The 24,776-nt window shown below is 72.1% G+C and carries 25 protein-coding genes and 1 pseudogene; 15 read left to right on the forward strand and 11 right to left on the reverse strand.

Annotated features, from left to right (window positions below; translation table 11 throughout):
- Window positions 1-169: 169 nt before the first annotated feature.
- The 6 genes from V6U81_RS21180 (at window position 170) to V6U81_RS29215 (ending at window position 7,453) form a co-directional block, all read left to right on the forward strand.
- Window positions 170-1,171, forward strand: coding sequence for a LacI family DNA-binding transcriptional regulator (locus V6U81_RS21180; RefSeq protein WP_334491606.1), 1,002 nt, complete (start codon window positions 170-172; stop codon window positions 1,169-1,171).
- Window positions 1,172-1,652: 481 nt separating this feature from the next.
- Window positions 1,653-3,032 (forward strand): ABC transporter substrate-binding protein, encoded by a 1,380-nt coding sequence (locus V6U81_RS21185; protein WP_334491607.1) that lies wholly within the window; start codon window positions 1,653-1,655, stop codon window positions 3,030-3,032.
- An 84-nt stretch (window positions 3,033-3,116) separates the two neighbouring features.
- Complete coding sequence (locus V6U81_RS21190) at window positions 3,117-4,073, forward strand: carbohydrate ABC transporter permease (protein WP_334491608.1); 957 nt, start codon at window positions 3,117-3,119, stop codon at window positions 4,071-4,073.
- 12 nt (window positions 4,074-4,085) lie between these two features.
- Window positions 4,086-4,973: a carbohydrate ABC transporter permease gene (locus V6U81_RS21195; RefSeq protein ID WP_334491610.1), complete on the forward strand. Its 888-nt coding sequence runs from the start codon at window positions 4,086-4,088 to the stop codon at window positions 4,971-4,973.
- A gap of 98 nt (window positions 4,974-5,071) precedes the next feature.
- Window positions 5,072-6,739, forward strand: coding sequence for a glycoside hydrolase family 13 protein (locus V6U81_RS21200; protein WP_334491611.1), 1,668 nt, complete (start codon window positions 5,072-5,074; stop codon window positions 6,737-6,739).
- Window positions 6,740-7,120: 381 nt separating this feature from the next.
- On the forward strand, window positions 7,121-7,453 hold the full coding sequence (locus V6U81_RS29215; RefSeq protein WP_420884053.1) for a carbohydrate-binding protein: 333 nt from the start codon (window positions 7,121-7,123) through the stop codon (window positions 7,451-7,453).
- Here the strand turns inward: V6U81_RS29215 and V6U81_RS21210 are convergent.
- Window positions 7,374-7,832 carry a hypothetical protein gene (locus V6U81_RS21210; RefSeq protein ID WP_334491612.1) on the reverse strand — a complete coding sequence of 153 codons (459 nt, stop codon included), beginning with the start codon at window positions 7,830-7,832 and terminating at the stop codon, window positions 7,374-7,376. The genes V6U81_RS29215 and V6U81_RS21210 overlap by 80 nt on opposite strands.
- A 182-nt stretch (window positions 7,833-8,014) precedes the next feature.
- On the opposite strand from V6U81_RS21210, the gene corA reads away from it, so the two are divergent.
- The 3 genes from corA (at window position 8,015) to V6U81_RS21225 (ending at window position 11,372) form a co-directional block, all read left to right on the forward strand.
- Window positions 8,015-9,130 (forward strand): magnesium/cobalt transporter CorA, encoded by a 1,116-nt coding sequence (gene corA / locus V6U81_RS21215; RefSeq protein WP_334491613.1) that lies wholly within the window; start codon window positions 8,015-8,017, stop codon window positions 9,128-9,130.
- A gap of 113 nt (window positions 9,131-9,243) precedes the next feature.
- Window positions 9,244-9,771 (forward strand): GNAT family N-acetyltransferase, encoded by a 528-nt coding sequence (locus tag V6U81_RS21220; RefSeq protein ID WP_334491614.1) that lies wholly within the window; start codon window positions 9,244-9,246, stop codon window positions 9,769-9,771.
- Window positions 9,772-9,908: 137 nt separating this feature from the next.
- Entirely contained in the window at window positions 9,909-11,372 is a 1,464-nt protein-coding gene (locus tag V6U81_RS21225; RefSeq protein ID WP_334491615.1) for an SDR family NAD(P)-dependent oxidoreductase, read from the forward strand.
- Between the two features lie 63 nt (window positions 11,373-11,435).
- Here V6U81_RS21225 and V6U81_RS21230 read toward each other — a convergent pair whose 3' ends face one another.
- The 5 genes from V6U81_RS21230 to V6U81_RS21250 form a co-directional block, all read right to left on the reverse strand.
- On the reverse strand, window positions 11,436-11,558 hold the full coding sequence (locus tag V6U81_RS21230; protein ID WP_334491616.1) for a 50S ribosomal protein L36: 123 nt from the start codon (window positions 11,556-11,558) through the stop codon (window positions 11,436-11,438).
- A gap of 134 nt (window positions 11,559-11,692) precedes the next feature.
- Window positions 11,693-12,085, reverse strand: a complete 393-nt coding sequence (locus tag V6U81_RS21235) for a ribosomal maturation YjgA family protein (RefSeq protein ID WP_334491617.1) — start codon at window positions 12,083-12,085, stop codon at window positions 11,693-11,695.
- 66 nt (window positions 12,086-12,151) lie between these two features.
- Window positions 12,152-12,523: a hypothetical protein gene (locus tag V6U81_RS21240; protein WP_334491618.1), complete on the reverse strand. Its 372-nt coding sequence runs from the start codon at window positions 12,521-12,523 to the stop codon at window positions 12,152-12,154.
- A 44-nt stretch (window positions 12,524-12,567) separates the two neighbouring features.
- A complete protein-coding gene (dinB, locus tag V6U81_RS21245) occupies window positions 12,568-13,764 on the reverse strand; it encodes a DNA polymerase IV (RefSeq protein WP_334491619.1) in 1,197 nt (398 codons plus the stop codon).
- Between the two features lie 67 nt (window positions 13,765-13,831).
- Window positions 13,832-14,269 (reverse strand): SRPBCC family protein, encoded by a 438-nt coding sequence (locus V6U81_RS21250; protein WP_334491620.1) that lies wholly within the window; start codon window positions 14,267-14,269, stop codon window positions 13,832-13,834.
- A gap of 181 nt (window positions 14,270-14,450) precedes the next feature.
- On the opposite strand from V6U81_RS21250, the gene V6U81_RS21255 reads away from it, so the two are divergent.
- Window positions 14,451-15,734: an FUSC family protein gene (locus V6U81_RS21255; RefSeq protein WP_334491621.1), complete on the forward strand. Its 1,284-nt coding sequence runs from the start codon at window positions 14,451-14,453 to the stop codon at window positions 15,732-15,734.
- 12 nt (window positions 15,735-15,746) lie between these two features.
- Here the strand turns inward: V6U81_RS21255 and V6U81_RS21260 are convergent, their stop codons facing one another.
- From V6U81_RS21260 to V6U81_RS21270, 3 genes are all read right to left on the reverse strand, one after another.
- The gene (locus V6U81_RS21260) at window positions 15,747-17,321 is read right to left on the reverse strand and encodes a glutamate synthase-related protein (RefSeq protein WP_334491622.1); all 1,575 of its coding nucleotides are present in this window, start codon (window positions 17,319-17,321) and stop codon (window positions 15,747-15,749) included.
- Between the two features lie 39 nt (window positions 17,322-17,360).
- Complete coding sequence (locus tag V6U81_RS21265) at window positions 17,361-17,843, reverse strand: VOC family protein (protein WP_334491623.1); 483 nt, start codon at window positions 17,841-17,843, stop codon at window positions 17,361-17,363.
- 226 nt (window positions 17,844-18,069) lie between these two features.
- Window positions 18,070-19,203: a peptidoglycan recognition protein family protein gene (locus V6U81_RS21270; RefSeq protein WP_334491624.1), complete on the reverse strand. Its 1,134-nt coding sequence runs from the start codon at window positions 19,201-19,203 to the stop codon at window positions 18,070-18,072.
- 216 nt (window positions 19,204-19,419) lie between these two features.
- Here V6U81_RS21270 and V6U81_RS21275 point away from each other — a divergent pair, with 216 nt between their 5' ends.
- Window positions 19,420-20,508 carry an NYN domain-containing protein gene (locus V6U81_RS21275; protein ID WP_334491626.1) on the forward strand — a complete coding sequence of 363 codons (1,089 nt, stop codon included), beginning with the start codon at window positions 19,420-19,422 and terminating at the stop codon, window positions 20,506-20,508.
- Between the two features lie 68 nt (window positions 20,509-20,576).
- Here V6U81_RS21275 and pip read toward each other — a convergent pair whose 3' ends face one another.
- Entirely contained in the window at window positions 20,577-21,536 is a 960-nt protein-coding gene (gene pip, locus V6U81_RS21280) for a prolyl aminopeptidase (RefSeq protein ID WP_334491627.1), read from the reverse strand.
- A 50-nt stretch (window positions 21,537-21,586) separates the two neighbouring features.
- Between pip and V6U81_RS21285 the strand changes: the two genes are divergently transcribed.
- The 3 genes and pseudogenes from V6U81_RS21285 to V6U81_RS21295 all read left to right on the forward strand — a co-directional run.
- The gene (locus tag V6U81_RS21285) at window positions 21,587-22,084 is read left to right on the forward strand and encodes a MarR family winged helix-turn-helix transcriptional regulator (protein WP_334491628.1); all 498 of its coding nucleotides are present in this window, start codon (window positions 21,587-21,589) and stop codon (window positions 22,082-22,084) included.
- Between the two features lie 116 nt (window positions 22,085-22,200).
- Window positions 22,201-22,797 carry a glyoxalase gene (locus tag V6U81_RS21290; RefSeq protein WP_334491629.1) on the forward strand — a complete coding sequence of 199 codons (597 nt, stop codon included), beginning with the start codon at window positions 22,201-22,203 and terminating at the stop codon, window positions 22,795-22,797.
- A gap of 27 nt (window positions 22,798-22,824) precedes the next feature.
- A pseudogene (locus tag V6U81_RS21295) lies at window positions 22,825-23,205 on the forward strand (pyridoxamine 5'-phosphate oxidase family protein); the annotation flags it as partial.
- A gap of 46 nt (window positions 23,206-23,251) precedes the next feature.
- Here the strand turns inward: V6U81_RS21295 and V6U81_RS21300 are convergent.
- Entirely contained in the window at window positions 23,252-23,713 is a 462-nt protein-coding gene (locus V6U81_RS21300; RefSeq protein ID WP_334491630.1) for an HIT family protein, read from the reverse strand.
- A gap of 189 nt (window positions 23,714-23,902) precedes the next feature.
- Here V6U81_RS21300 and V6U81_RS21305 point away from each other — a divergent pair, with 189 nt between their 5' ends.
- Complete coding sequence (locus tag V6U81_RS21305) at window positions 23,903-24,763, forward strand: slipin family protein (protein WP_334491631.1); 861 nt, start codon at window positions 23,903-23,905, stop codon at window positions 24,761-24,763.
- Window positions 24,764-24,776: the final 13 nt, after the last annotated feature.

Genomic DNA, 24,776 nt, shown 5'->3' on the forward strand with positions numbered 1-24,776 from the left:
GGTCATGCTATTTCGCTTTGCTGTCCAGTTTCAAGCAACGATCGGTGCGAAATTTGCTCGTCGGATGGGATGCCAGCCCGGCCGCCGTCGATCCCCCGACGGACGGGGTTGACGTTGGACGGCAGCGCGCCGTTCATTTCTTGCAGGTTTTCTGACGTACGATTGCCGCGTGACGAAGCGACTGACCGAAGTTGCCAGGAAGGCGGGCGTCAGCGAGGCCACCGTCAGCCGGGTACTCAACGGTCGCGGCGGCGTCTCGGAGGCGACCCGGACGGCGGTCCTCACCGCACTGGACGTGCTCGGCTACGAGCGCCCCACGAAGCTGCGGGGGGAACGCGCCCGGCTGGTCGGTCTGGTGCTGCCGGAGCTGCAGAACCCGATCTTCCCGGCGCTCGCCGAGGTGGTCACCGGCACCCTCGCCCAGCGCGGCTACACTCCGGCGCTCTGCGCCCGCACCATCGGCGGGGTGTCCGAACCGGACTACGTCGAGATGCTCCTGGACCACCAGGTCTCCGGCGTCATCTTCGCCGGCGGGTCGTACGCCCTCGCGGACGCCTCGCACGACCACTACCGGCGGCTGACCGACCGGGGGCTTCCCGTGGTCCTGGTCAACGCCGGCGTCGACGACCTCGACTTCCCCCGGGTCTCCACCGACGACGCGGTCGCCGTGGAGCAGGCGTACGGGCACCTGCGCTCGCTCGGGCACGAGCGGATCGGGATGGTGCTCGGCCCGGAGGGGCACGTTCCGTCCCGGCGCAAGCTGGAGGCGATGGTTCGCGCCGCGGGCTGGGCCGACGACCCGGAATACCTCCAGCGCTCCAGCTTCTCCATGGAAGGGGCGCGGGTCGCCGCGACCAAGTTGGTCGAGCGTGGCGTGACCGGCATCATCTGCGCCAGCGATGTGCTGGCCCTGGGCGCCATCCGGGCCGCCCGGCGGCTGGGCCGTGCCGTGCCGACCGAGGTGTCGGTGGTGGGCTTCGACGACTCCGCGTTCATGACCTGCACCGACCCGCCGCTGACCACCGTGCGGCAGCCGATCGAGACGATGGGGCAGGCCGCGGTGGACCTGCTGGTCACCCAGATCGAGGGGGCCGGCGTGCTGCACGACGAGTTGCTGTTCGAGCCCGAACTGGTGGTACGCGGTTCCACCGCGCCCGCCCCCGGCCGCTGACCCGGGTCCGCTCCGGTCGTCGGACGGCCGCCGGCCACCCGTCCCGCCGCTGACCATCGCGCCGCTGACCGACCATCCGGCCGCGGACCGCCGCTCCGACCGCTGAATCGCTGCTTCCGGCCGTCGACCGCTGCTCGCGGTCGACGGCCGTCTCGTCGCTGCCCGCACCGGGCGGCACCAGGGGCGATGACCCTGACCCGCGCAACCGTAAAAGCGGCAAAAGATCCCCAATCCAGGCGGTTCGGCAAAGCGAGGCGAGATCTGCCGCTTGCCTGTCGCGTCCTTCCACGACATCGTCGATTCCTTGCCTAAATCGGTCCGCCTAGCTACAGTGACTCCACTCACACCCCGGCCCTCGCGTCAGCTGGCGGGGGGTCAGGTCGCATGGCGGATACACCACACGAGCAGGGAATCGCCGCGGTGACGATCACCGCAGATCAGCGCAGGTCAGGGAGACACCCGTTCCCGAAGGGATGGACAGATGTCCGTACCGCAGTACCGGAAGGCTGCGGCGTTGGCGCTCGTGGCCGGCCTGGGGCTCAGCCTCGCGGCGTGCTCCACTAAGAGCGACGACGCCACGAACGATGCAGGCGGCAAGGTCACCATCACCGTCGACTGCCAGCCGGTCGGCTCGCAGAAAGAGCTGTTGAAGAACTGGAACGACGATGTCGTCGAGTTCCAGCGGCAGAACCCCAACATCGTCATCAAGAGCGTCAGCGTCGGCGAGCAGTGCAACAACCCGCCGGATTTCACCGCCCGCCTCGCCGGCGGCACCGTGACCGACGTGTTCTACGGGTACATGACCGATCTCCAGCAGGTGCTCGACTCCGGTCAGGCGATGGACATCACCGAGTTCGCCAACAAGGACGCGGTACCGACCTGGGACAGCGTCGACCCCGCACTCAAGGAGGTCTTCACCGACGGCGGCAAGCTCTACGCCGTCCCGGTGAAGAACTACTCGATGGGCCTGGTCTACAACAAGGTCCTGTTCCAGCAGGCCGGGCTCGACGTGAACAGCCCGCCCAGGACGTGGGTCGAGGTCCGGGACGCCGCCAAGAAGATCTCGGCGCTCGGCAAGGGCATCTCCGGCTACTCGGAGTACAGCGCCGGCAACACCGGAGGCTGGCACTTCACCTCGTTGCTCTACTCGCAGGGCGGCCAGGTGCTGACCGCCGACGGCAAGAAGGTCGACTTCAACAACGCGATGGGCAAGCAGGTCCTGCAGAACCTCAAGGACATGCGGTACGGCGACAACAGCATGGGCGACCGCCAACTGCTGCAGTGGGGCGACCTGCTGACCAACGCCGGCGCGGGCAAGGTCGGCATGTTCGTCGGCGCGCCGGACGCCACCCAGGCGATCGTCAGCCAGTTCCAGGGCAAGTTCCAGGACTGGGCGATGGCCCCGCTCCCCGGCCAGGACGGGGCGGCGAAGGCGACCCTCGGTGGTGGTGAGGGGTACTTCTTCAAGAAGGGCCTCACCCCGGAGCAGGTCAAGGCCGGTCTGAAGTGGATCGCGTACCAGAAGCTGACGCCGGGTAAGGGCCAGTTCGACTACGTCCGGGCCAAGCCGCAGAACTACCCGGTGGGCCTGCCCCAGCCGCTGCTGTTCGCCAACGGCAGCGACGCGCAGAAGCAGGAGTTCGAGCTGCGCAAGGCGAACGCGAACGTCGACACCGCGAACTTCGCGATCTTCGAGGCGAACCCGGTCCCGATCAAGGGTGAGCCACGCAACGCGCAGGCGATCTACGCGGTGCTCGACGCCGCGATGTCCGGTGTGCTGACGAACCCGAACGCCAACATCGACGCGCTGCTCAAGACGGCCGAAGACAAGGTGAACAAGCTCCTCGCCGCCGAGAGCTGATCCGCGGTCGGGTGGGGGCCGGCCCGCCGGCCCCCACCCCCGCCGCGCCGCGCCGTTCGCTCGCTGACTCAGGCAGGAGTTGCCTTGGTGATCACCACCCTCCCGGGGACCACGAGAGAACGGGGTCGCCCCACGTCGCCGCACCCGGCGGGGCCGCGGCGTACGAGCCTCGGCCGCAAGGTACGGGACAACCTCACCGGGCACGCGTTCCTGATCGGCGCCGTCATCTGCTTCGCGTTCTTCTCCTGGTACCCGATGATCCGCGGCGTCGTCATGAGCTTCCAGCGCACCCGGCGCGGGGTCACCACCTGGGTCGGCTGGGACAACTACGACCGGGTCATCGCCGATCCCAGCTTCTGGGCGGCCTGGAGGAACACCCTCTACTTCACTGTTCTCGCGCTCGTGCTCGGGTACGCGGTGCCGTTCTTCGTGGCGATCCTGCTCAACGAGTTCCGCCACGCCAAGGGGTACCTGCGGATCCTGGTCTACCTGCCGGTGATGCTGCCGCCGGCCTCGGCGCTCTTCCTCTTCAAGTTCTACGCGTACGACCCCAGCGACGCGGGCCTGTTCAACTCGATCCTCAAGGCGCTGCACCTGCCCACCTCGCAGTGGATGCAGTCCCCCGAGATGACGATGCCGGCGATGGTGATCGCGTCGACCTGGATGAACATGGGCGGCGCGGTACTGATCTACCTGGCGGCGTTGCAGAACATCCCCGGCGAACTCTACGAAGCGGCCGAGCTCGACGGCGCAGGCATCTGGCGGCGGATCCGCCACGTCACTATCCCGCAGACCCGGCTCATCCTCGCGCTCCTGGCGATGCTGCAGATCGTCGCCACGACGCAGTTCTTCATCGAGCCGCTGATCCTCGCGAACGGCACGGGCGCGGAGGACTCCGCGACCTCGGTGGCGTACCTCATCTACCAGCACGGGTTCTTCCAGAACGACCTCAACGGCGCCGCTGCGCTCGGCGTGATCATGCTCGTGGTGCTGGCCGGCTTCTCCGCCGCCTACCTGCGGCTGAGCGCGAAACAGGACTAGGACGGGCGAGGGATGGCACAGGACTCGGGAACCCGGACCCTCATCTCCCACGCCCAGCTCAGGCGGGGGCGCGGCAGGGTCGTCTACTGGACGCTGCTCGCTGTCGTCGTCATGGGCTTCACGCTCGTCTTCCTCGGGCCGCTCTACTGGATGGTCACCGGCGCGCTGAAGTCCGGTCAGGAGATCGCGCAGACCCCGCCATCGCTGTTCCCGAAGGATCCCCAGCCGCGGAACTACGCCGACGCGTGGAACAACCTGGACCTGGCCAAGCTGCTGTTCAACACGTTCTACTACGCGGCCGGCGCGCTGCTGTTCCAGCTCGTGCTCGACACCGCCGCGGCGTACGCCCTGTCGAAGCTCCGACCGGCGTTCGGCAACCTGATCCTCGGCCTGATGCTGGCAACGCTGATGATCCCGGCGATGGTCCTCATCGTTCCGCAGTACGTGACCGTGATCGACCTGCCGATCCTGCACCTCAACCTGCTCGACTCGCCGTTCGCCATATGGCTGCCCGCGGTCGCGAACGCGTTCAACATCTTCCTGCTGAAACGGTTCTTCGACTCGATCCCGGAGGAGCTGATGGCGGCGGCCCTCGTGGACGGAGCGACGCCGCTGCGCACGCTGTGGTCGATCATCCTGCCGATGTCGCGCCCCATCCTCGGCGTGGTCTCGATCTTCGCCGTGACGGCGGTCTGGAAGGACTTCCTCTGGCCGAAGCTCGTCATGCCGTCGCCCGAGACCCGGACGGTCAGCGTCGGCATCTACGCCTTCTCGGGTGGCACGCCGATGAACGTGGTGATCGCCGCGTCGGTCATCGCCGCGATCCCGACCGTCATCGTCTTCCTGATCTTCCAGCGGAACATCATGTCCGGTCTGACCACCGGCAGCCTCAAGGGATAGCCCCGCGGACGCGGACGCCGGCGGAGAACGACCGTTCGCCGGACACACGTTCAGCTCCGGCGGTTCCGCCGACGTACCGACGCAGAAAGCAGGTGCTCGTGTCCACAGCAGACGACGGTCCGTGGTGGCGTGGAGCGGTGATCTACCAGGTGTACCCACGCAGCTTCGCCGACGGCAACGGCGACGGCATCGGCGACATCGCCGGCATCCGGTCCCGGCTGGATCACCTGTCAGCGCTCGGCATCGACGCGATCTGGTTCAGCCCCTGGTACCCCTCCCCGATGGCCGACGCGGGCTACGACGTCGCCGACTACCGCGACATCGACCCGGTCTTCGGCACCCTGGCCGAGGTGGAGGCGCTGATCGCGGAGGCACACGCGCTCGGCATCCGGACCATCGTCGACGTGGTGCCGAACCACTGCTCCGACGCGCACCCCTGGTTCCAGGCGGCGCTTGCCGGGGGACCGGACGCGCCTGAGCGGGATCTGTTCTGGTTCCGCCCCGGCCGGGGCCCGAGCGGCGAGCAGCGGCCCACCGACTGGGTCGGCGAGTTCGGCGGCGAGACCTGGACCCGGACCGTCAACCCGGACGGCACCCCCGGGGACTGGTACCTGCACCTGTTCGCCCCGGAGCAGCCGGACTTCAACTGGGACCACCCCCGGGTGCGGGCCGAGTTCGAGGACATTCTGCGGTTCTGGTTCGACCGTGGTGTGGACGGCATTCGGATCGACTCGGCCGGGCTGCTGGTCAAGGACGGGACGCTGCCCGAGACCCGGCCCGGCCGACCACACCCGTTCCGCGACCTCGACGGGGTGCACGAGATCTACCGCGACTGGCGGCGGATCGCCGACGGATACCCCGGCGACCGGGCGCTGATCGGTGAGGTGTGGCTGCCGGACCGGCAGCGGTTCGCCAACTACCTGCGCCCGGACGAGCTGCACGCGGCGTTCAACTTCGACTTCCTCGGCTGCGCCTGGGACGCTGTGGCGCTGCGCGAGAGCATCGACGGGACGCTGAGCGCGCACGCGCCGGTCGGCGCGCCGGCCACCTGGGTGCTGTCCAACCACGATGTCACCCGCCACGTCACCCGCTACGGCCGGGCGGACACCTCATTCAGCTTCGCCGCCAAGCGTGAGGGCACCCCCACCGACCTGGAGCTGGGCACCCGCCGGGCCCGGGCCGCCGCGCTGCTCTCGCTGTCGCTGCCCGGCGCCGTCTACGTCTACCAGGGCGAGGAACTGGGCCTCTACGAGGTCGAGGACATTCCGTACGCGCTGCGCCAGGACCCGATGTGGCAACGCTCCGGCTGGGTCGACCCCGGTCGGGACGGCTGCCGGGTGCCGCTGCCGTGGGCCGGTGACGAGCCGCCGTTCGGCTTCAGCCCTGACGGCGGCGACGCGCCGTGGCTGCCACAACCGGCGGACTGGAAGGACCGCACGGTCCGGGCCCAGACCGGCGACGCGACCTCGATGCTGGAGCTGTACCGGTCGGCGATCCGCATCCGGCGGGCCGACCCGGCGCTCGGCGACGGTGAGTTGACCTGGCTGCCCGCGCCGGACGGGGTGCTCGCCTTCAGCCGCGGCGCGGGCTTCCGCTGTCTGGTCAACCTCGCCGCCGCGCCGGTCCGGCTGCCCGCCGACGGGGAGCTGCTCCTGGCCAGCGGGCCGCTCGACGATGGTCTGCTGCCCCCGGACACCGCCGTCTGGCTGCGTACCGCCGACCCGGCCGACGCGCCGCGCGCGGCGGACGGAGCCGGCCCGCCGTGATCGCTCGGGTCCCGGCGGCCCGTCCCGTCCGCCGGCACCACGCCACCCACCCTGGCCCCGGGTGGGCCGTCGGGAGGAAGGAGGGGACACCGCTGCACCGCACGGACACGGGGGACCTGGCCTGCCTGACGAAAGGGAGAGCGCAGCTCATGGCCAACCACACCACCGGCACCCCGCATCACCTCCGACACCCGACCCGGGCGGGGCTCGCCGCCGTCGCCGCCACCCTGCTCGTCGCCGCCTAGGTGACCGCCGCCGCGGTCACCGGCACGGCGACCCCGGCCTCGGCGGCCGGGCTGTCCCCCTTCGACATAGCCGGCCGGGGCGCCACCGTGCCGTTCCGAGCAGGAGGCGGAGAAGGCCGCCTACAACGGCACCAGGATCGGCCCGGACCGGTTCTACGGCACGCTGCCGTCGGAGGCGTCCGGCCGGGAGGCGGTCACTCTCGACTCCGTCGGCGAGTACGTCGAGTTCACCCTCACCGTCCCGGCGAACGCGGTCACGTTCCGCTACAGCCTGCCGGACAGCCCGACCGTCGGGGGCACACCGCCTCCGACGGCGCCGGCCCCACGGCCGGCGGTGCCCTCCGGCCGGGTGGCGGTGCTTCGCGGCCGGGCGGTGCGTCGGCCGCGGATCACCCGGGTCGCTCTGCTCGGCGGCGGACCGTCGAGAGGAGACGGCGCGTGCTCAGCGCATGCCCACCGGTTGAGATGACGAGCCGTCGGTAGAGTCCGCCGGCCGGGCCGGGAAACGCGGCGCGAGTCTCCGCGCGCAGCCGCGCCCGGCCGGCATCGAGCTGGTCGATGCGGAAGATCAGCGCGTAGGACGAGAAGCGGTGCCGGCCCTCGAGGACCAGCTCACGCCCCGGCGAGACGGCCACCACCCGGAACCCGGGAAAGGTGGAACCCTCGGCGGGAGGCCGCGGTCCGGCCGCCGCCCTGTCGGCGCACCCCACCAGCCTCGCGTAGCCGGCGGCCGGGCGATGGGAGAAGGAACCGTCCAGCGTCTCGCCCAGGGCGCGCCAGATGGTCTCCGTTCCCGCCACGATGACCGTGGCGTGCTCGTCCAGATACGGCAACGAGTCGTGCTGCATCCCACACCTCCCCGGAGCACCGGCCGCGGTGTGCGGCCGTACCGTCATCCTCCCCGACGGCCCGGCAACCGGACACCCGGCGGGTGCCGGCCATCGGCCGGGTTTCACCCCTGCGGTACGGGGGATCCGGCGGCGATTGACCGCGCGGTGCGGCGGACGGTGTGACGACCTCCGGGAGGACGATGGGCGACGACCGGTGGCCCTCCGGCGGTGGCTTCGGCCGTCGCCTCGACGAGCACGAGCCCGGCGTGCGGGACGACCGGCGGGAACCGGCCGGGCGCGGGCTGGTCGACAACGCCGTCTACACCCACGGCCGCCGCCACGCCTCCCCGGCCACCCTCGGCGACACCTACCGCTGCCTGCAGGAACTCGACCACGCGATGGCCTGGATCGGGCTCTACCGGCCCAGCACCGGCCAGATCCTCTCGCTGGCCAGGGAGTTCCAGTTGCACGAGCTGGCGGTGGAGGACGCCATCAACGCCCACCAGCGGCCCAAGCTGGAGCGCTACGGCAGCACCCTGTTCGTGGTGCTGCGCGCCGCCCGGTACCTCGACGACCGGGAGGCGGTCGAGTTCAGTGAGCTGCACCTGTTCATCGGCCCCGGTTTCGTGATCACCGTCCGGCACGGTGAGACACCCGACCTGGTGGCGACCCGCCGCCGGCTGGAGGCCGACCCGCAGGCGCTCGCCCTCGGCCCGGAGGCGGTCCTCTACGCCGTCCTCGACCGGGTCGTCGACGGGTACGCCCCGGTCGTCGCCGGGTTGGAGAACGACATCGACGAGATCGAGACCGAGGTCTTCGGCGGCGATCCCAACGCCAGCCGCCGCATCTACGAGCTCAGCCGCGAGGTCATCCACTTCCAGCGCGCCGCCCGCCCGCTGCTGAAGGTGCTCGACGCCCTCATCGGCGGCTTCGAGACCCACCGGACCGACGAGGAGTTGCGCCGCCGCCTGCGCGACGTCGCCGACCACCTCACCCAGGTGGTGGAACGCGTCGACGGTTTCCGGCACCTGCTGCAGAACATCCTCACTGTCAACGCCACCCTCGTCACCCAGGCGCAGAACGAGGAGATGCGCACCCTCACCGCCGCCAGCTACGCCCAGAACGAGGAACTCAAGAAGGTGTCCTCGTGGGCGGCGATCCTGTTCGCGCCCACCCTGATCGGCACGGTCTACGGGATGAACTTCGCGCACCTGCCGGAACTGAACTGGCGGTACGGCTACCCCTTCGCCCTGACCCTGATGGCCGTGGTCTGCGGCACGCTCTACCTGGTCTTCAAGCGTCGCGGCTGGCTCTGAGCCGGGACACTTCCGGGCCGCGCCGGCCGCCCCGTGCCGGACGGTGGCCACGCCACCCCGGGCACCCGCCTGGACGCCCCAACTATGATCATGGAAACGGACGAGGGGCGGCCATGAACGCGTGGGGCAACCTGGTGAAGCTGCGGGCGATGGAGCCGTCCGACGCCGAGGCGCTGTGGCGGTGGAACCACGACCCGGATGTGATGCGCTGGATGGACGCGGGCCACCCCCAGCCCCTGACCGTGGTCCGGACGTGGCTGGAGCAGCGGCCCCGCAACGACTACGGCGACGTGCTCTTCGGCATCGAGGTGCTGCACGACGCGCAGCTCATCGGGCTGGTGCGGCTGCACGGCGCCGAGCCGGAGGCGGGCATCGCCGACCTCGACATCTACCTGGGGGAGAAGGAGTACTGGGGCCGTGGGTTCGCCACCGACGCGGTGCGGACGGTGTGCCGCTACGGCTTCGACCGGATGCGCCTGCACAAGATCACGCTGACCGTGGTCGACGGGAACGAGGCGGCCCGGCACGTCTACCGCAAGGTGGGCTTCGTCGACGAGGGCCGGCTGCGTCAGGTCTTCCGCCGCGACGGGCAGTGGCAGGACAAGTTCGCCATGGGGCTGCTGGAGGGCGAGCTGCGCTGAGCCGGCGGTGAGCGCGACGGTGGGCCAGCTCATCGCCCCCGGCGTGCGGGGGCGTCGCACCGGTCGCCGCCCGGTGCGTACAGTTCCCGGGTCGGGTCGGGCGTCGACCCCGGGGACGAGGGCGAGACGGTAGCGGCATGACGGTGGACAACGTCGCACGAACGGGCACGGACGCGGACGTCGTGGGCATCGACGAGGACGAGCTGGCGACCTGCCTGCGGGTCTTCGAGGCGCTGGAGGAGTTGCCGACCGAGCACCCGGACGTGGTGCGGGTGCAGCGGGCCACCGCCCGGCTCTACAAGATGATCAAACAGCGCCGGCGTGAGGAACGCCGCGACGCGATCCTCGCTCACGACCGGGCCGTCACCGCGGCCACCGCCACCGGCGCGCCCGGCCGCATCGACGACGAGACCCAGGGCATCCCGCTCTCCACGCCCACCTCCGGCGCCACCGCCGGCACGCTGATCAACCCGCGCGGCTGCTACATCTGCAAGGAGCGCTACCGCGAGGTCGACGCGTTCTACCACCAGCTCTGCCCGACCTGCGCCGCCACCAACCGGGAGCGCCGCGACGCCCGTACCGACCTGACCGGCCGGCGGGCGCTGCTCACCGGCGGTCGCGCCAAGATCGGCATGTACATCGCGCTGCGGCTGCTGCGCGACGGCGCCCACACCACGATCACCACCCGGTTCCCGCACGACGCCGTCCGCCGGTTCACCGCGATGCCGGACAGCGCGGACTGGTTGCACCGGCTGCGGGTCGTCGGTATCGACCTGCGCGACCCCGCCCAGGTCGTGGCCCTCGCCGACTCGGTCGCCGCGCAGGGCCCGCTGGACATCCTCATCAACAACGCCGCGCAGACCGTCCGGCGCAGCCCCCAGGCGTACGCCCACCTGGTCGCCGCCGAGTCCGCGGCGCTGCCCGAGGGGCCGCTGCCGGAGCTGCTCACCTTCACCGGCGGCCGGGCCGTCGCGGCGGCAGCCCTGCCCGGCGCGGGCTCGCCCACGATCACCCCGCACGCCCTCACCGCGCTCGCGTTGACCGGCCGGTCCGCCACGCCGGAGCGGATCGCGACCGCGACCGCCGTGGACGCGGGTGGCCTCGCGCCCGACCTGGCCCCGGTGAACAGCTGGGTGCAGCGGGTGCACGAGGTGGACCCGGTCGAGCTGCTCGAAGTTCAGCTGTGCAACGTGACGGCCCCGTTCGTACTGGTCAGCCGGCTGCGGCCGGCGATGGCCGCCGCCCCCACCGGGCGCGCGTACGTGGTGAACGTCTCCGCGATGGAGGGGCAGTTCGGCCGGGGCTACAAGGGTGCCGGCCACCCGCACACCAACATGGCCAAGGCCGCGCTGAACATGCTCACCCGGACCAGCGCCGAGGACATGCGCGCCGACGGGATCCTGATGACCAGCGTCGACACCGGGTGGATCACCGACGAGCGGCCGCACCCGACCAAGATGCGCCTCGCCGACGAGGGCTTCCACGCGCCGCTGGACCTGGTCGACGGCGCCGCCCGGGTGTACGACCCGATCGTGCGCGGCGAGCGCGGCGAGGAGCTCTACGGCTGCTTCCTCAAGGACTACGCCCCCTGCGCCTGGTGAGGCGCCCGCGGTGTGACGACGGCCGGGTGAACCGCCGGCCGTCGTCGTAGGGAGCGCGGCGCGTCAGCCCTGCCGGGCCTTCTGGCGCCGGTCCGTCTTGTTGATCACGAAGACCTTGCCGCGCCGGCGCACCACGATCGAGTTCATCTTGCGCTTCAACCCGCGCAACGAGTTCCTGACCTTCATCGCACCCACTCCTTCCCGCTCGTGTCCGGTCCCGCCCGACCATCGGCAGGCCCATCCGGGCCACCATCCCTGCGACCGTGACGCTGCGTACCCGGCGGGAAAACGGTCATGCGTCGAGCCGGTCACGGCAGGGCTCAGCGCTGCGCGGCGCGGCGTCGCAGCAGCTCGTGCGCCATGACGAGCGGCACCACCCCGACCGGATACCAGGCCAGGTCTATCGGATCGAACTGCACGCCCAGCGCCAGCCGGGCCGCCAGGCTGCGCGCCGACAGCTCCGCCGGCACCCCGGTCAGCTGCGCGCACTCCACCGCCCAGCAGAACGCCACCGCGACCACCCCGACCGGCAGCGGCGCCAGCCGCGGCCACAGGAAGAGCACCGCCGCCCACACCATCGACGCGTACAGCGCGGTACCCGAGTACTGGCGCAGGGCGCCGTCGTCGACGGCCCGGATGAGCAGCGCCACGGCCAGGAAGAGCGCTGCCGCCGGCGGCATGAGCAGCCGTACCGTCCTCGGCGTGATCGACATTCCGGCGATCCTAGGGCAACCACGGCGCCACGACGGCCCGCGCGGGCGGCCGACCGAACTGGTTCCCTAGGCGACCCGGGGGACCGGCAGGATCGGCAGCGCGCCGCGGTGGGCCGTGCCCGAGATGTCGCCGGTCTGGTCGACGGCCGGCGCCGGCGGCGCGGCCCGGCCCCCGACGGCGACCGTCGCGCCCGGCCCGCCGACGGTCGGGAGCGGCGCGGGCGGCGCGGCCGACGCCTCGATCTCGGCCAGCAGGGTCCGCGGCGTGGCCACGTCGCCGACCGCCATCCGGAAGGAGCCCCGGCAGGTCGTGCCGTGCCACAGGGACAGCACCACCGCCCCGCGCTCCGGGTGGTAGCTGACCCGCATCGTCCGGTCGTCGCCCCGGGTGTCGGTGAACAGGTCACCGAAGCCGGGCATCGGCAGCACCTCTCCCATCGATCCAGCATGCCCCACCGAGGGCGGGGCCGGAAGGCCGCGACTCAGTCCGGCAGGCGGGGCATCTCGAGCCCCGGGTCGCGGCCGAGCAGCGTGGCCCGGGTCAGTGCCCCCGACCCGAACCGGTCCCGGACCGCGTCCACCGCCGCGTCGAGCTCCGCACCGGGGTGAGGTGTGAACGGCAGTTCCGGCTGCACGGGCGAGTCGTCGAGGTTGCCCACCGACACGCCGACCAGCGTCACGCCCCGTCGGTCGATCTCCGGCAACGCCGCCCGCAGCAGCGCGCGAACCGCGTCGAGCAGGACACCGGTCTGCGCGGTCGCCTTGCCCAGGGTGCGCGAGCGGGTGGCCCCGGTGTAGTCGGCGAAGCGCAGCCGCAGCACCACCGTCCGGCCGGACCGGTCGGCCGCCCGCATCCGCCGGGCCACCCGGTCCACCAGCCCGGACAGGACGGCGTCCAGGTCGGCCGCCGACCGGGGCTCCCGGCCCAGCGCGTGCTGGGCGCCCATCGAGGAGCGGCGCCGACCCACCTGCACCGGCCGGGGGTCACGGTTGTGGGCCAGGGCGTGCAGGTGCCGGCCGGCGCCGGCGCCGAGCAGCGAGACCAGCGCCGGTTCGTCGAGCCAGGCCACCTGGCCGACGGTACGGATGCCGCGCTCCCGCAGCCGCGCCGCCGTGACCGGCCCGACTCCCCAGAGCCGCTCCACCGGCAGCGGATGCAGGAACGCCAGCTCGCCGTCGGGCGGCACCAACAGCAGCCCGTCCGGCTTGGCCACCCCGCTGGCCACCTTCGCCAGGAACTTCGTCCGGGCCACCCCCACGGTGATCGGCAGGCCGACCCGGTCGCGGACCTCCCGGCGCAGCCGCGCCGCGATCTCCGGCGGCGGGCCGACCAGCCGGCGCAGGCCGCCCACGTCGAGGAACGCCTCGTCGATGGAGAGCCCCTCGACCAGGGGAGTGGTCCGCCGGAAGATGTCGAAGACCGCCCGGCTGGCCGCCGTGTACGCCGCCATCCTCGGCGGCACCACCACCGCGTCCGGGCAGAGCCGGCGGGCCTGCCGCCCACCCATCGCGCTGCGCACCCCGTACGCCTTGGCCTCGTAGCTGCAGGCGAGCACCACCCCGCCGCCGACGATCACCGGCCGGCCGCGCAGCCGGGGATCGTCGCGCTGCTCGACCGAGGCGTAGAACGCGTCCAGGTCGGCGTGCAGGATGGTGGCGTCATCACTCGACACGAACACATGTTCGCATGGCGGTCGGCTTCCCCGCGATGACCTGCCCGGACGTCCCCCCGGCCGGCCCGGGACCTCACCCCTCCAACAGCGCCTTCAGCGTGGCCAGGTCCTTGCGGTTGGCCCGGCGCATCGCCGCCGCCAGCACCGGGGCGGCCACCGCGGCGAACCCGCTCGGCTCACCCCGGTTGCGCAGGATCATCCGGGTCCGCCCGGCGCCCTGCGGCTCCCAGCGGTAGGTCGTCTCCATCGGGAACGGCCCCTGCGCGGTCCGCATCACTAGGAGTTCGCCGGGCACCAGCTGCACGATCTCGTAGGTGTAGGCCAACCGCCGACCGAGGAAGTGCGCGACGAACGCCACCCGGGAGCCGACCCGCGGCGGTGGGGGCGTCAGCCACTCGACCGACTCGATGTTCACGTACCAGCTGGGCGCGTTGCCCGGATCGCCCGCGTAGGCGGCCACCTGGTCGACCGGTCGGTCGATCAGCACCTCCGTCACCACGTCCACCGCCACGGCGGTTCTCCCGTCAGGTCGGGTCCGATGTCCAGTTCCGGTCCCCGCCTCGCCCGGACGCCCCCATTCTGGTCGGCGGTCGCCGTCGGCGCCGGACGTTCCCGGCCCGCCGGGCGGGGACGATTCACCCGCCACCGGTCGGGTAACCGCCGCCATGGCCGAGGAGCGCCCGGTTGACACCGTGAGATCGCCGCTGGACGAGGTCGCCGCGCGCGGCGGGCAGGCGGTAGACCGGGTACGGCGTTCCGGCGGGCACGCCGGCCGGGTCCGGATACGCCAGCTGGAGGTCACCATGGTGATCGCCGTGCAGGCCGGGCTGGCCGCGGCACTCGCCGCCCTCATCGCTCAGCGCCTGCTCGGCCCCGGCGCGCACGTCTTCGCCCCGGCCGCCGCCGTCGGTACGATCGCCACCGCCATCGGGCAGCGGGCCCGCCGGACCTTCGAACTGCTCGCCGGGGTCGGGCTCGGCATCGTCATCGGGGACCTGCTGCGCTTCCTGCTCGGCACCGGTCCCTGGCAGACCGGGCTGGTCGTCGCGCTGGCGATCGCGACGGCGCTGGTGGTCGCCGGCCGGGGTGGGGCACTGGTCGGTCAGGCGGGCGGTACCGCGGTGCTGATCTCCACCCTGGCGCCGATGGAACGCAACCTGGAGCTACCCCGGATCTTCGACGCGCTGGTCGGCGCTGCGGTCGGCATCGTGGTGGTGGCCGTGCTGCTGCCGATCAACCCGCTGCGCGTGCTGGACCGGGCCGCCGCGCCGATCTTCGCCACGGTGACCGACCAGTTGCGTGCGGTCGCCCACGCCCTGTCCAACCGGGACGCCGACGCGGCGGTCCGGGCCCTGGAGGCGATGCGTGGGCTGGACGACGACATCGGGCGGCTGCACGAGTCGCTCAGCGGCGCCGAGGAGGTGGTCACCATCGCCCCGGCCCGCTGGCACCGGCGGGCCCAGTACCACCGGTACGCCACAGGTACGCAACACCTCGAACGGCTCATCCTCTACGGCCGCTCGGTGGCCCGCCGTTCGGCGACCGCCCTGCAGTACGGCGAGCCGATCCCGGCGCCGCTGCCGCAGGCCGTCGACCGGCTCGCCGACGCCGTCACCGAGCTGCGCCGCGAGTCCCAGGGCGGCGAGGAGCCGCAGCGGACCCGCCAGCGGGGCTTGGAGAGCGCCACCCTGGCCGGCCGGGCCTGGGCGGAGGGTGTGGGGACCTTCGGCGACGCGGTCGTCACCGACCTGCGCACCGCCGGCAGCGAGCTGCTCCGGGCGACCGGCTGCGAACCCGACGACGCCAATCGGCTGGTGCGGCACGCCGCCGACGCGGGGGCGGCCGAGGTCCGACCCCCGGTTCACCACCAGATGACCCGGCCCGTCACGCGGGCGCGCACCGGGCGGGCCCGGCGTCACCGCCGCTGGGCGGGCCGCCGCCGTACCGAACCGGCCGCGGATTCGCGGTCGCGGTGACCCCCGGGGTGTTCAGCCCTGCGCGGTGGCCGACGGCGGCGCGCTGCCGCCCCGGGGCGCCTCCCCGGTCATCAGCGCGACGATCGCCGCCCGGTCGGCCGCCGACGGCAGGCCCCACTCGGGCCGGTAGCCGTACACCTCGCGCAGCGGGACGGAGGCGGTGCGGCCGTCCAGGATCTCCACCGAGTCGGTGTCGATCAGCCCGGGGTGCTCCACGCCGCACGCCTCGGCGACCTTCACCAGGTCGCGCCGCAGGGTGCGGATGTAGTTGGCGGCCCGCACCGACTTCAGGGTCGGGTCCAGACCGCGGGCCAGCCACGGGTTCTGGGTGGCGACGCCGGTCGGGCAGGTGTCGGTGTGGCACTTCTGCGCCTGGATGCAGCCGATCGCCAGCATCGCCTCCCGGCCCACGTTCACCATGTCGCAGCCGAGCGCGAACGCCACGATGGCGTTGTCCGGCACGCCGAGCTTGCCGGCGCCCACGAAGAGGGTCTGCTCGTGCAGGCCCTTCTCGGCGAAGGTCCGGTAGACCCGGGCGAAGCCCTGCTGGAACGGCAGCGACACCGAGTCGGTGAAGATCAGCGGCGCGGCGCCGGTGCCGCCCTCGCCGCCGTCGATGGTCACGAAGTCCACGCCCCGGCCGGTGTCGCGCATCAGCGTGGTCAGCTCGTCCCAGAACCCGAGGTCGCCCACGGCGGACTTGATGCCCACCGGCAGGCCGGTCTCGGCGGCGAGCAGCTCCACCCAGTCCAGCAGGCTGTCGCAGTCGGAGAACTCGGCGTGCCGGGACGGGCTGACGCAGTCCTGGCCCTGGGGGATGCCCCGGGTCGCCGCGATCTCCGCCGACACCTTCGCCCCGGGCAGCAGCCCGCCCAGGCTCGGCTTGGCGCCCTGGCTGAGCTTCACCTCCAGCGCCCGCACCGGCGCGCCGGCCACCAGGTCCCTGAGTCGGGGCAGACTGAACCGGCCCCGCTCGTCCCGGCAGCCGAAGTACGCCGTCCCCAGTTGGAAGACCAGGTCACCGCCGTTGCGGTGGTACGGCGACAGCCCGCCCTCGCCGGTGTTCTGCAGGCAGCCCGCCAGCGCCGCGCCCCGGTTCAGGGCGGTGACGGCGTTGCCGGACAGCGAGCCGAAGCTCATCCCGGAGATGTTGACGACCGACTCCGGGCGGAAGGCCCCCCGGCGTCCCCGCGGGCCGCCGAGCACCTTCGCTGCCGGCAGCCGCACGTCGTGCCCCGCCGTCGGCGCCGACGGCGGCACGGTCCGGGCGAACGTGCGGTGCTTGATGATCGGGTAGCCACGGGTGCGCTCGATGTCGTTGTCCGTGCCGAACCCGAAGTAGTTGTTCTCCTGCTTCGCCGAGGCGTAGATCCAGCGCCGCTGGTCGCGGGTGAACGGCCGCTCCTCGTCGTTGCCGGCCACGATGTACTGCCGCAGCTCCGGCCCGATCGCCTCCAACACGTAGCGGACGCGCCCGATCAGCGGGAAGTTGCGCCGCAGCGCGTGGTCACGTTGCAGGACGTCGCGCGCGGCCAGACCGGCGACGGCGGCGGCGACGACGGGTACGGCTCGACGGGCCCACTTCATGCCCGCCACACTCCCCGGCGCGGCCGTTCGCCAAACGACCTACATCTGCGCCTGGGTGATGTTGACCATCCAGGGGACGCCGAACCGGTCCTCGCACTGGCCGAACTCGTCGCCCCACACCTGCTTCTCCAACGGCATCTGCACGATCCCGCCCGAGGAGAGCTGCTCCCAGTAGCCGCGCAGCTCGTCGCCGTCGTTGCCGCTGAGGCTGATCGTGTTGCCGTTGCCGCGCAGCAGCTCCATTCCCGGCGGCATGTCCGAGGCCATCAGCACGTAGCCGCTGGGGGTGTGGAGCAGGGCGTGCATGATCTGGTCGGCGAACGCCGGGTCCTCCGTCCCGAACTCGCGGAACGTGTTCAGCGACAGGTCGCCGCCGAAGACCTGCTGGTAGAACTCCATCGCCTCGCGCGCATTACCGGCGAAGTTCAGGTACGGGTTGAGTTGCGACGCCACGACATCCTCCTTGAGGTCGACGACCAGCGCCATCGTCGCACCGCGCCCGGCCGCTACGGGGTCGTACACGCCGGTGACACCGCCCGACCGGGCGCGAGGCGCCCGGCTTCCACCAGCGCTTCTTCGGCACGATGAGCGCCGACGGCGCTACCGTCGACGCCCGGTGGGAACGGTCCGCCGACGGACGGCAGTGGGATCTCGACTTCGCCTTCGGCTACCGCCGGGACGGCTGACCCCGCGGGCGGAGGCCGTGGTCCCGGCGGCGGTGTCGGCACCGGGACCACGGCCGCGCCGCTCACTCCTCGCGGAAGGACTGCCGGACCACCCCGCCGACCAGCGCACACCAGGTGCTCGTGCTGACCTTGCCGCTGTCCGGCAGGCCGTGCAGCTCCTGGACGTCCTGGACGGCCAGCTTGGTCGCGTGGTCGTACTCGCCGGTGACGGCGACGTCGGTGTAGCCCTTCCAGTTGAGGATGAACTGCACCGCCTGCACCGGCAGGCCGGTCGCGTCCTTCTCCAGCTCCGGCGCGAGGGTTTCCCAGGTCGGACCGGTGATGGTGGCGTCGATGTCGACCGGGATGCCGTTGCGGTACTGCCAGTCCTGCACCGCCGCCACGGTGGCCGGGTCGAAGGCGCTGTTCGGGGTGACGGCGTAGCCCCGGTAGGCGAGCAGGTACTGGGCGACCCGGACGGCGGGCGAGCCGACGAAGCGCCACAGGTCGGGCCAGCGGCGGGCCGGCACGTCGGCCAGGTCGGTGCCGAGCTTCCGGAACACCCGCCGGCGCACGGCGGGGAAGAGCCGGTAGAAAGCCGCGCCGGGGCAGGCGGTGGTGCGGAAGTCCCAGTGGCCGAAGATGTCGTGGGCGTGCAGGCCGTACTGCCGGCAGACGGTGACGCAGAGCTTCACCAGCGAGTCGAGCAGCTCCTCGGGCGGCGTCTCGGTGACGTAGGTGCCCTCGTTCTCGATGCCGATCGACCGGCCGTTCTCGCCGGGACAGTGCGCCGAGATCATCTGCCGGTCGCCGGCCTGGAGCCGCTCCAGGCTGCCGTGCCGTCCCTCCAGGACGTAGCCGCCGCGACTGACCGTGAAGTGCTGCCCGGTGTCGGACCAGCCGTTGCCGTCCATGTGCAGGTTCTGGCAGTCGCGGGCCAGCTTGATCGCCTGCGCCTCGGAGTAGTCGGTGACGTTCGGGAACGCCATGTGGTGCACGATGATCTTGTTGGTGGGGATCGCGCTGACCGACAGCGGGTCGGCCGGCGGCCGGGCGCCCCACTCGTCGCAGCTGAGGATCCAGTCGAGGTCCGCGCCGGGGTCGGCCTGCGCGGCGGCCGGAAGGGCCAGTTCGGACCCGACGACCGCGACGGTGGCCGCGCCCAGGCCGGCCCGCAGCAGGGTACGACGGTCGAGTGCAGAGTGGTCGACGTGCATGTCATCTCCTCGGCGGGCCCGGTGGGCCCCGGAAGGGGTGTGAAAAGTAGCTCCATGACGCGCGTGTGAGGTGGAGGATATTGCCATCGACGGCCGGTGCGCTAGAGGGATGTGTCGATCCGTTCGGATGCCGGGGCTCGCGCCCGCCGTCCACCTGCCCGAGTCGCTCCCGCAGCCGCACCGAATCGGCAGGTCGACGGGCGTAGGCTGAGCCGCGTGGATCAAGAAGACCGGATCGCGCTGTTCCTCGACTACGAGAACCTGGCGCTGGGAGCACGCGAACACCTGGGCGGGATGGCCTTCGACCTGCGTCCGATCGCCGACGCGCTCGCCGAGCGGGGCCGGGTCGTGGTGCGCCGGGCGTACGCGGACTGGTCGTACTTCGACGAGGACCGCCGGATGCTCACCCGGTCGCACGTCGAGCTGATCGAGATGCCCCAGCGGATGGGCGCCTCCCGCAAGAACGCCGCCGACATCAAGATGGCCGTGGACGCGGTGGAGCTGGCCTTCGAGCGCACCTACATCTCGACGTTCGTGATCTGCACCGGCGACAGCGACTTCACCCCGCTGGTGCACAAGCTCCGCGAGCTCAACAAGCGGGTCATCGGCGTGGGTGTGGAGAATTCCACCTCCGCGCTGCTGCCCCCGGCGTGCGACGAGTTCCTCTACTACGACCGCCTCGAGGGCGTCGAGGTGCCGCCCGCCCGCAGCCGGCGTGGCCGGCCGGCCCGGCTGCCCAGTCCCGAGCCGCAGCCGCAGCCGGTGGCGCCGGAGCCGGAGCCCGAGCCCCAGCCGGTGGTCGAGGAGCGGGCACGTGACGTCGACACCCTCGCCGTCCTGGTCGCCCAGACCGTGGCCGGTCTCCAGGGCAGCTCCAGCGACGAGGTGACCGCCTCCCGGCTCAAGCGCACCCTGCTGCGCAAGGACCCCACGTTCAGCGAGTCCGACTACGGGTTCCGCACCTTCGGTGAACTCCTGCGCCACCTCGCCGGGCGTAACGTGGTCGAGCTGTCCGAGGGCCCCGCGAAGGGCGACCCGGAGGTGTCGCTGCCCGAGCACGGCGACCGCGAGGTGGCGTTCGCGCTGCTGCGCTCGGTGGTGCTGGAGCTGGCCGGGACCGACGGGTCGGTGGCCCTGTCCGGGCTGAAGAACCAGCTCCGCCGGGCCCGCCCGGACTTCAGCGAGAAGAAGCTCGGCTACCGAGGCTTCCTCCAGTTCTGCAAGGCCGCCGCGACCAGCGGCGTGGTCGACCTGCGGTGGAGCGCGGACGCCGACGACTACCTGCTCACCGCGCCGCCCGCCTGACCGGTCGCCGCACCGCCGTCGGTGTCGCGTCCACCGGCGGCGGCGCGCGGCCGTGCCGTGCTCGGCCGTCAGCCGGCGGCGAAGCGGTCCAGCGCGGCCACGACGAGTCGGCGCGTCTCGTCGGTACCGAGGTGGCCCGCCTCCTCCACCACGATCAGCTCCGAGTCGGGCCAGGCCGCGTGCAGCTGCCAGGCGGTGTCCAGCGGGCCGCCCAGGTCGAGCCGGCCGTGCACGAGCACCCCGGGGATGCCGGCCAGCCGGTGCGCGTCGCGCAGCAGTTGACCCTCCGCCAGCCAGGCGCCGTGGGCGAAGTAGTGCGAGCAGATCCGGACCATCGCGGTACGGGCGGTCGACGGCCGGTCCCCGTACGGGTTGGTGGCGCCCTTCGTCTCGTTCGACACCACCGCGTCCTCCCAGGCGCACCAGTCCGTGACGGCCCGGTCCCGCACCGCCGGGTCCGGGTCGTTCACCAGCCGGGCGTACGCCCCGACCACGTCGCCGTCGCGGGGGGTGCCGGGCGCGCCGGCGAGGAAGCGGTCCCACTGCTCGGGGTAGAACCGGCCCACGCCCCGGTAGAGCCAGTCGATCTCGAACCGGCGGGTGGTGGTGACCGCGTTGATGACGATCTCGGAGACCCGCTCGGGGTGCCGCTGCGCGTACGCCAGGATCAGCGTCGAGCCCCACGAGCCGCCGTGCAGCAGCCAGCGGTCGACGCCCAGGTGCGCGCGCAGCCGTTCCATGTCGGCGATCAGGTGGTCGGTGGTGTTGTGCCGCAGGTCGACGGCCGGGTCGCCGGCGTGCGGGGTGCTCCGTCCACAGTTGCGCTGGTCGAACAGGATCACCCGGTAGCGCTCCGGGTCGAAGAACCGGCGCGCGTTGGGCCCGTAGCCGGAACCCGGACCACCGTGGACCACCAGCGCCGGCTTGCCGTCGGGATTGCCGCAGGCCTCCCAGTACACGGCGTTGCCGTCGCCCACGTCGAGCATGCCGTGGTCGTACGGCTCGATCGGCGGATAGCGCTCGTCCACGTGCGGACCTCCCGGGAAGCAGATACAACAGCGCTGTTATATTACGTCACGTGTCCGACCGTACTCCCGGGCCCGAACTGCTCGGCACCCGGCTGCGCCACCTGCTGGAGCTGCTCGACGGCGACGTCGCCGCCGTCTACGCCGACCTCGGCCTGCCCGGCTTCCGCCCGCGGTACACCCCGATCGTCCGGGCGCTGGCCCAGACCGGGCCGGCCGCGATCCGCGACCTGGCCCGCGCCACCGGAGTGACCCACTCGGCGGCCAGCCAGACCGTCAACCAGATGGCCCGCGACGGGCTCGTCACCCTCCGCCCCGGGGCCGACGCCCGGCAGCGCATCGTCCACCTCACGGGCCGGGCCGAGTCGCTGCTGCCCGTCCTGGACGCCGAGTGGGCGGCCACCACCGAGGCCGCCGCCCGGTTCGAGGCCGAGCTGCCGTACCCGTTGAGCCGCCTTGTCGACGAGGCGCTGGCGGTCCTCGGGCGGCGGTCGATGCGGGAGCGCATCGCCGACGTGGCACCCGATCTGGTCACCCGCCGCTCCACCTGACCCTTCCCGTCCGGTGGCGAGGCCCGGAGAAGACCGGTCAGGAATCAAGAAGCACCGGTCACCGGGCCGCAACTAGCGTCATCGCCATGGCAACAATCGAATCCGTCACCCTCGACGTGGCCGACCCCACGGCCGCCCACCGCTTCTACAGCGCCGCCTTCGGCCTGGAGAACCAGATACGCCTGCGGGCCTCGGAGGCACCGACGACCGGCTTCCGTGGGTTCACGCTTGCGCTCACGGTGTCCCAGCCGGCCACCGTCAACGGCTTCATCGGCGCTGCCCTGGATGCCGGTGCCACGCCGCTGAAGCCCGCCGCAAAGTCGCTCTGGGGCTACGGCGGCGTCGTACAGGCCCCGGACGGGACGATCTGGAAGGTCGCCACCTCGGCGAAGAAGGACACCGGCCCGGCCACCCGGCAGATCGACGAGATCGTGCTCCTGCTCGGGGTCGCGGACGTGGCCGCGAGCAAGCGGTTCTACGTCGAGCGCGGCCTTGCCGTGGCGAAGAGCTTTGCCCGCATGTACGTCGAGTTCGCTGCTGAGTCGAGTCCCGTCAAGCTGGCGCTGTACCGGCACCGTGCCCTTGCCAAGGAGGTCGGCGTCGCTCCCGACGGCACCGGATCGCACCGGCTCACGATCGGCGGCGATGCCGGGCCCTTCACCGACCCGGACGGGTTCGCCTGGGAGGCCGCATCGCTGGCACCCACGCCCTGACGTGCCACCGCCGCCCGCCCAAAGGAAGGGTGGGTCGCGACGTCGGGCTCCCCGGGCGGCGTCCACCTCGTCCCGCTCTCGTACCTCTGGGACGGGACCGCGTTCCTCATCTCGACGCCGCGCACCTCGGTCACCGGCCGCAACCTGCTCGCGGACGGCCGGGTGCGACTCAGTCTCGGGCCGACGCGCGACGTCGTCGTCGTGGACGGCACCGCCGCGCCGGTGGACATCGCCGACCTCGGCCCGGAGACGGGTGACGCCTTCGCGACCAGGACCGGTTTCGAGCCGCGCGAGCTTGACGAGCCCTACCAGTACTTCCTGATCCGGCCGCGCCGCATCCAGGCCTGGCGGGAGGCGAACGAACTGCAGGGACGGGTCCTCATGCGCGACGGCCGCTGGCTCGGCTGACCGCCCGGCGGCGGCACGACCATCACCGCCGGCCCCACACCGACACCTAGTCGATGAGGTACCGGGTGATGGCGGCCCGCAACTCGTCGTGCTTCCCGCTCAGCGCCGTGGCCGGATCCCGCCAGTGGGATGCCGGGTACAGCCAGACGGGCTTACCGACGATCTCCGGCGGCTCCCAGTCGTACCTCGGCCAGATGTGCGCGTGCAGGAAGGGATCGGTGTTGCCGAGGATCTCCAGATTGACCCGCCGGAAGGCCAGGTCCGCGTCGCCGCAGGCCCGCTCGACCGCCTCGCCCAACCGGTCCATGCTCTCGAGGTACGCAAGACGCCCCGCCCTGGGCAGATCGGTGAGCCGCTGCACCTGCGGATCGTCCGCGAGCAGCACGCAGTAGCCCGGCAGCCACTGGACGTCTCCGATCACCGCGAAGCCGCCGGGGAGGCGGGCCAGGACGGTCGGGTTCTCCCCGCGGAGGGCCGCGCCGATCCGGTCACGTCGCCAATCGATCATGAGGCACATGATGCCCTACGCCGGGTCTGGCGTGGCTTCCATGATGCGCCTGCCTGCCGGGGCCGGCGGATCACCGGGAGGCCGTACCCGGACCGGGTCACCTCGTTCGGGTGAGATCGCAGGAATGGCCCACCCCGCAGCGGGTATGCGCCGCGCCGGGAGGCGGAGAGCCTCCGGGATCGAGGGGTCATGGGAGCCGCCGCCGGATTCGTCGGCCTGGTCGTCGTGGTCGTGGTCGTGGTCCTGCTGCTGTCGCTGAGCGTACGGCTGGTGCAGCAGTACCAGCGGGGCATCGTGTTCCGCTTCGGCCGGGTGCTGGAGCGGGTCCGGGGGCCCGGCCTGCACCTGATCGTGCCGATCGCCGACCGGATGGTCCGGGTCAGCCTGCAGACCACGGTGATCGGGGTGCCCGCGCAGGGCGCGATCACCCGGGACAACGTCACCCTCACCGTCGACGCGGTCGTCTACTACCGGGTGGTCGACCCGGTGAAGGCGCTGGTCAACGTCCGCGACTACCCGTCCGCGGTGCTCCAGGTCGCGCAGACGGCCCTGCGTTCGGTGATCGGAAAGGCCGACCTGGACACGCTGCTCGGCGACCGGGACCGGATCAACACCGAACTGAAGCAGGTCATCGACGCCCCGACGGAGAAGCCGTGGGGGCTGCTCATCGAGCGGGTCGAGGTGAAGGATGTGTCGCTGCCCGAGGGGATGAAGCGGTCGATGTCCCGGCAGGCCGAGGCGGAACGGGAACGCCGGGCCCGGGTGATCGCCGCCGACGGCGAGTTCCAGGCGTCCCGCCGGCTCGCCGACGCCTCCCGCGCGATGGCCGACACGCCCGGGGCGTACCAGCTGCGGCTGCTGCAGACCGTGGTGGACGTGGCCGCGGAGAAGAACAGCACCCTGGTCATGCCGTTCCCGGTCGAGCTGCTCCGGTTCTTCAACGAGTTCGCCGGCGGCGGCCGGGAACAGCCCGCCGGTGAGGCGGTGGACATTCCGCCGGCGGTGCCGACCGGCACCGGTGACGGCCACCGCCGGGAGGGGCCCCGCTGAGGACGGTCCACTG

The sequence above is a fragment of the Micromonospora lacuserhaii genome (assembly GCF_036902735.1).
Classification (GTDB): Bacteria; Actinomycetota; Actinomycetes; order Mycobacteriales; family Micromonosporaceae; genus Micromonospora.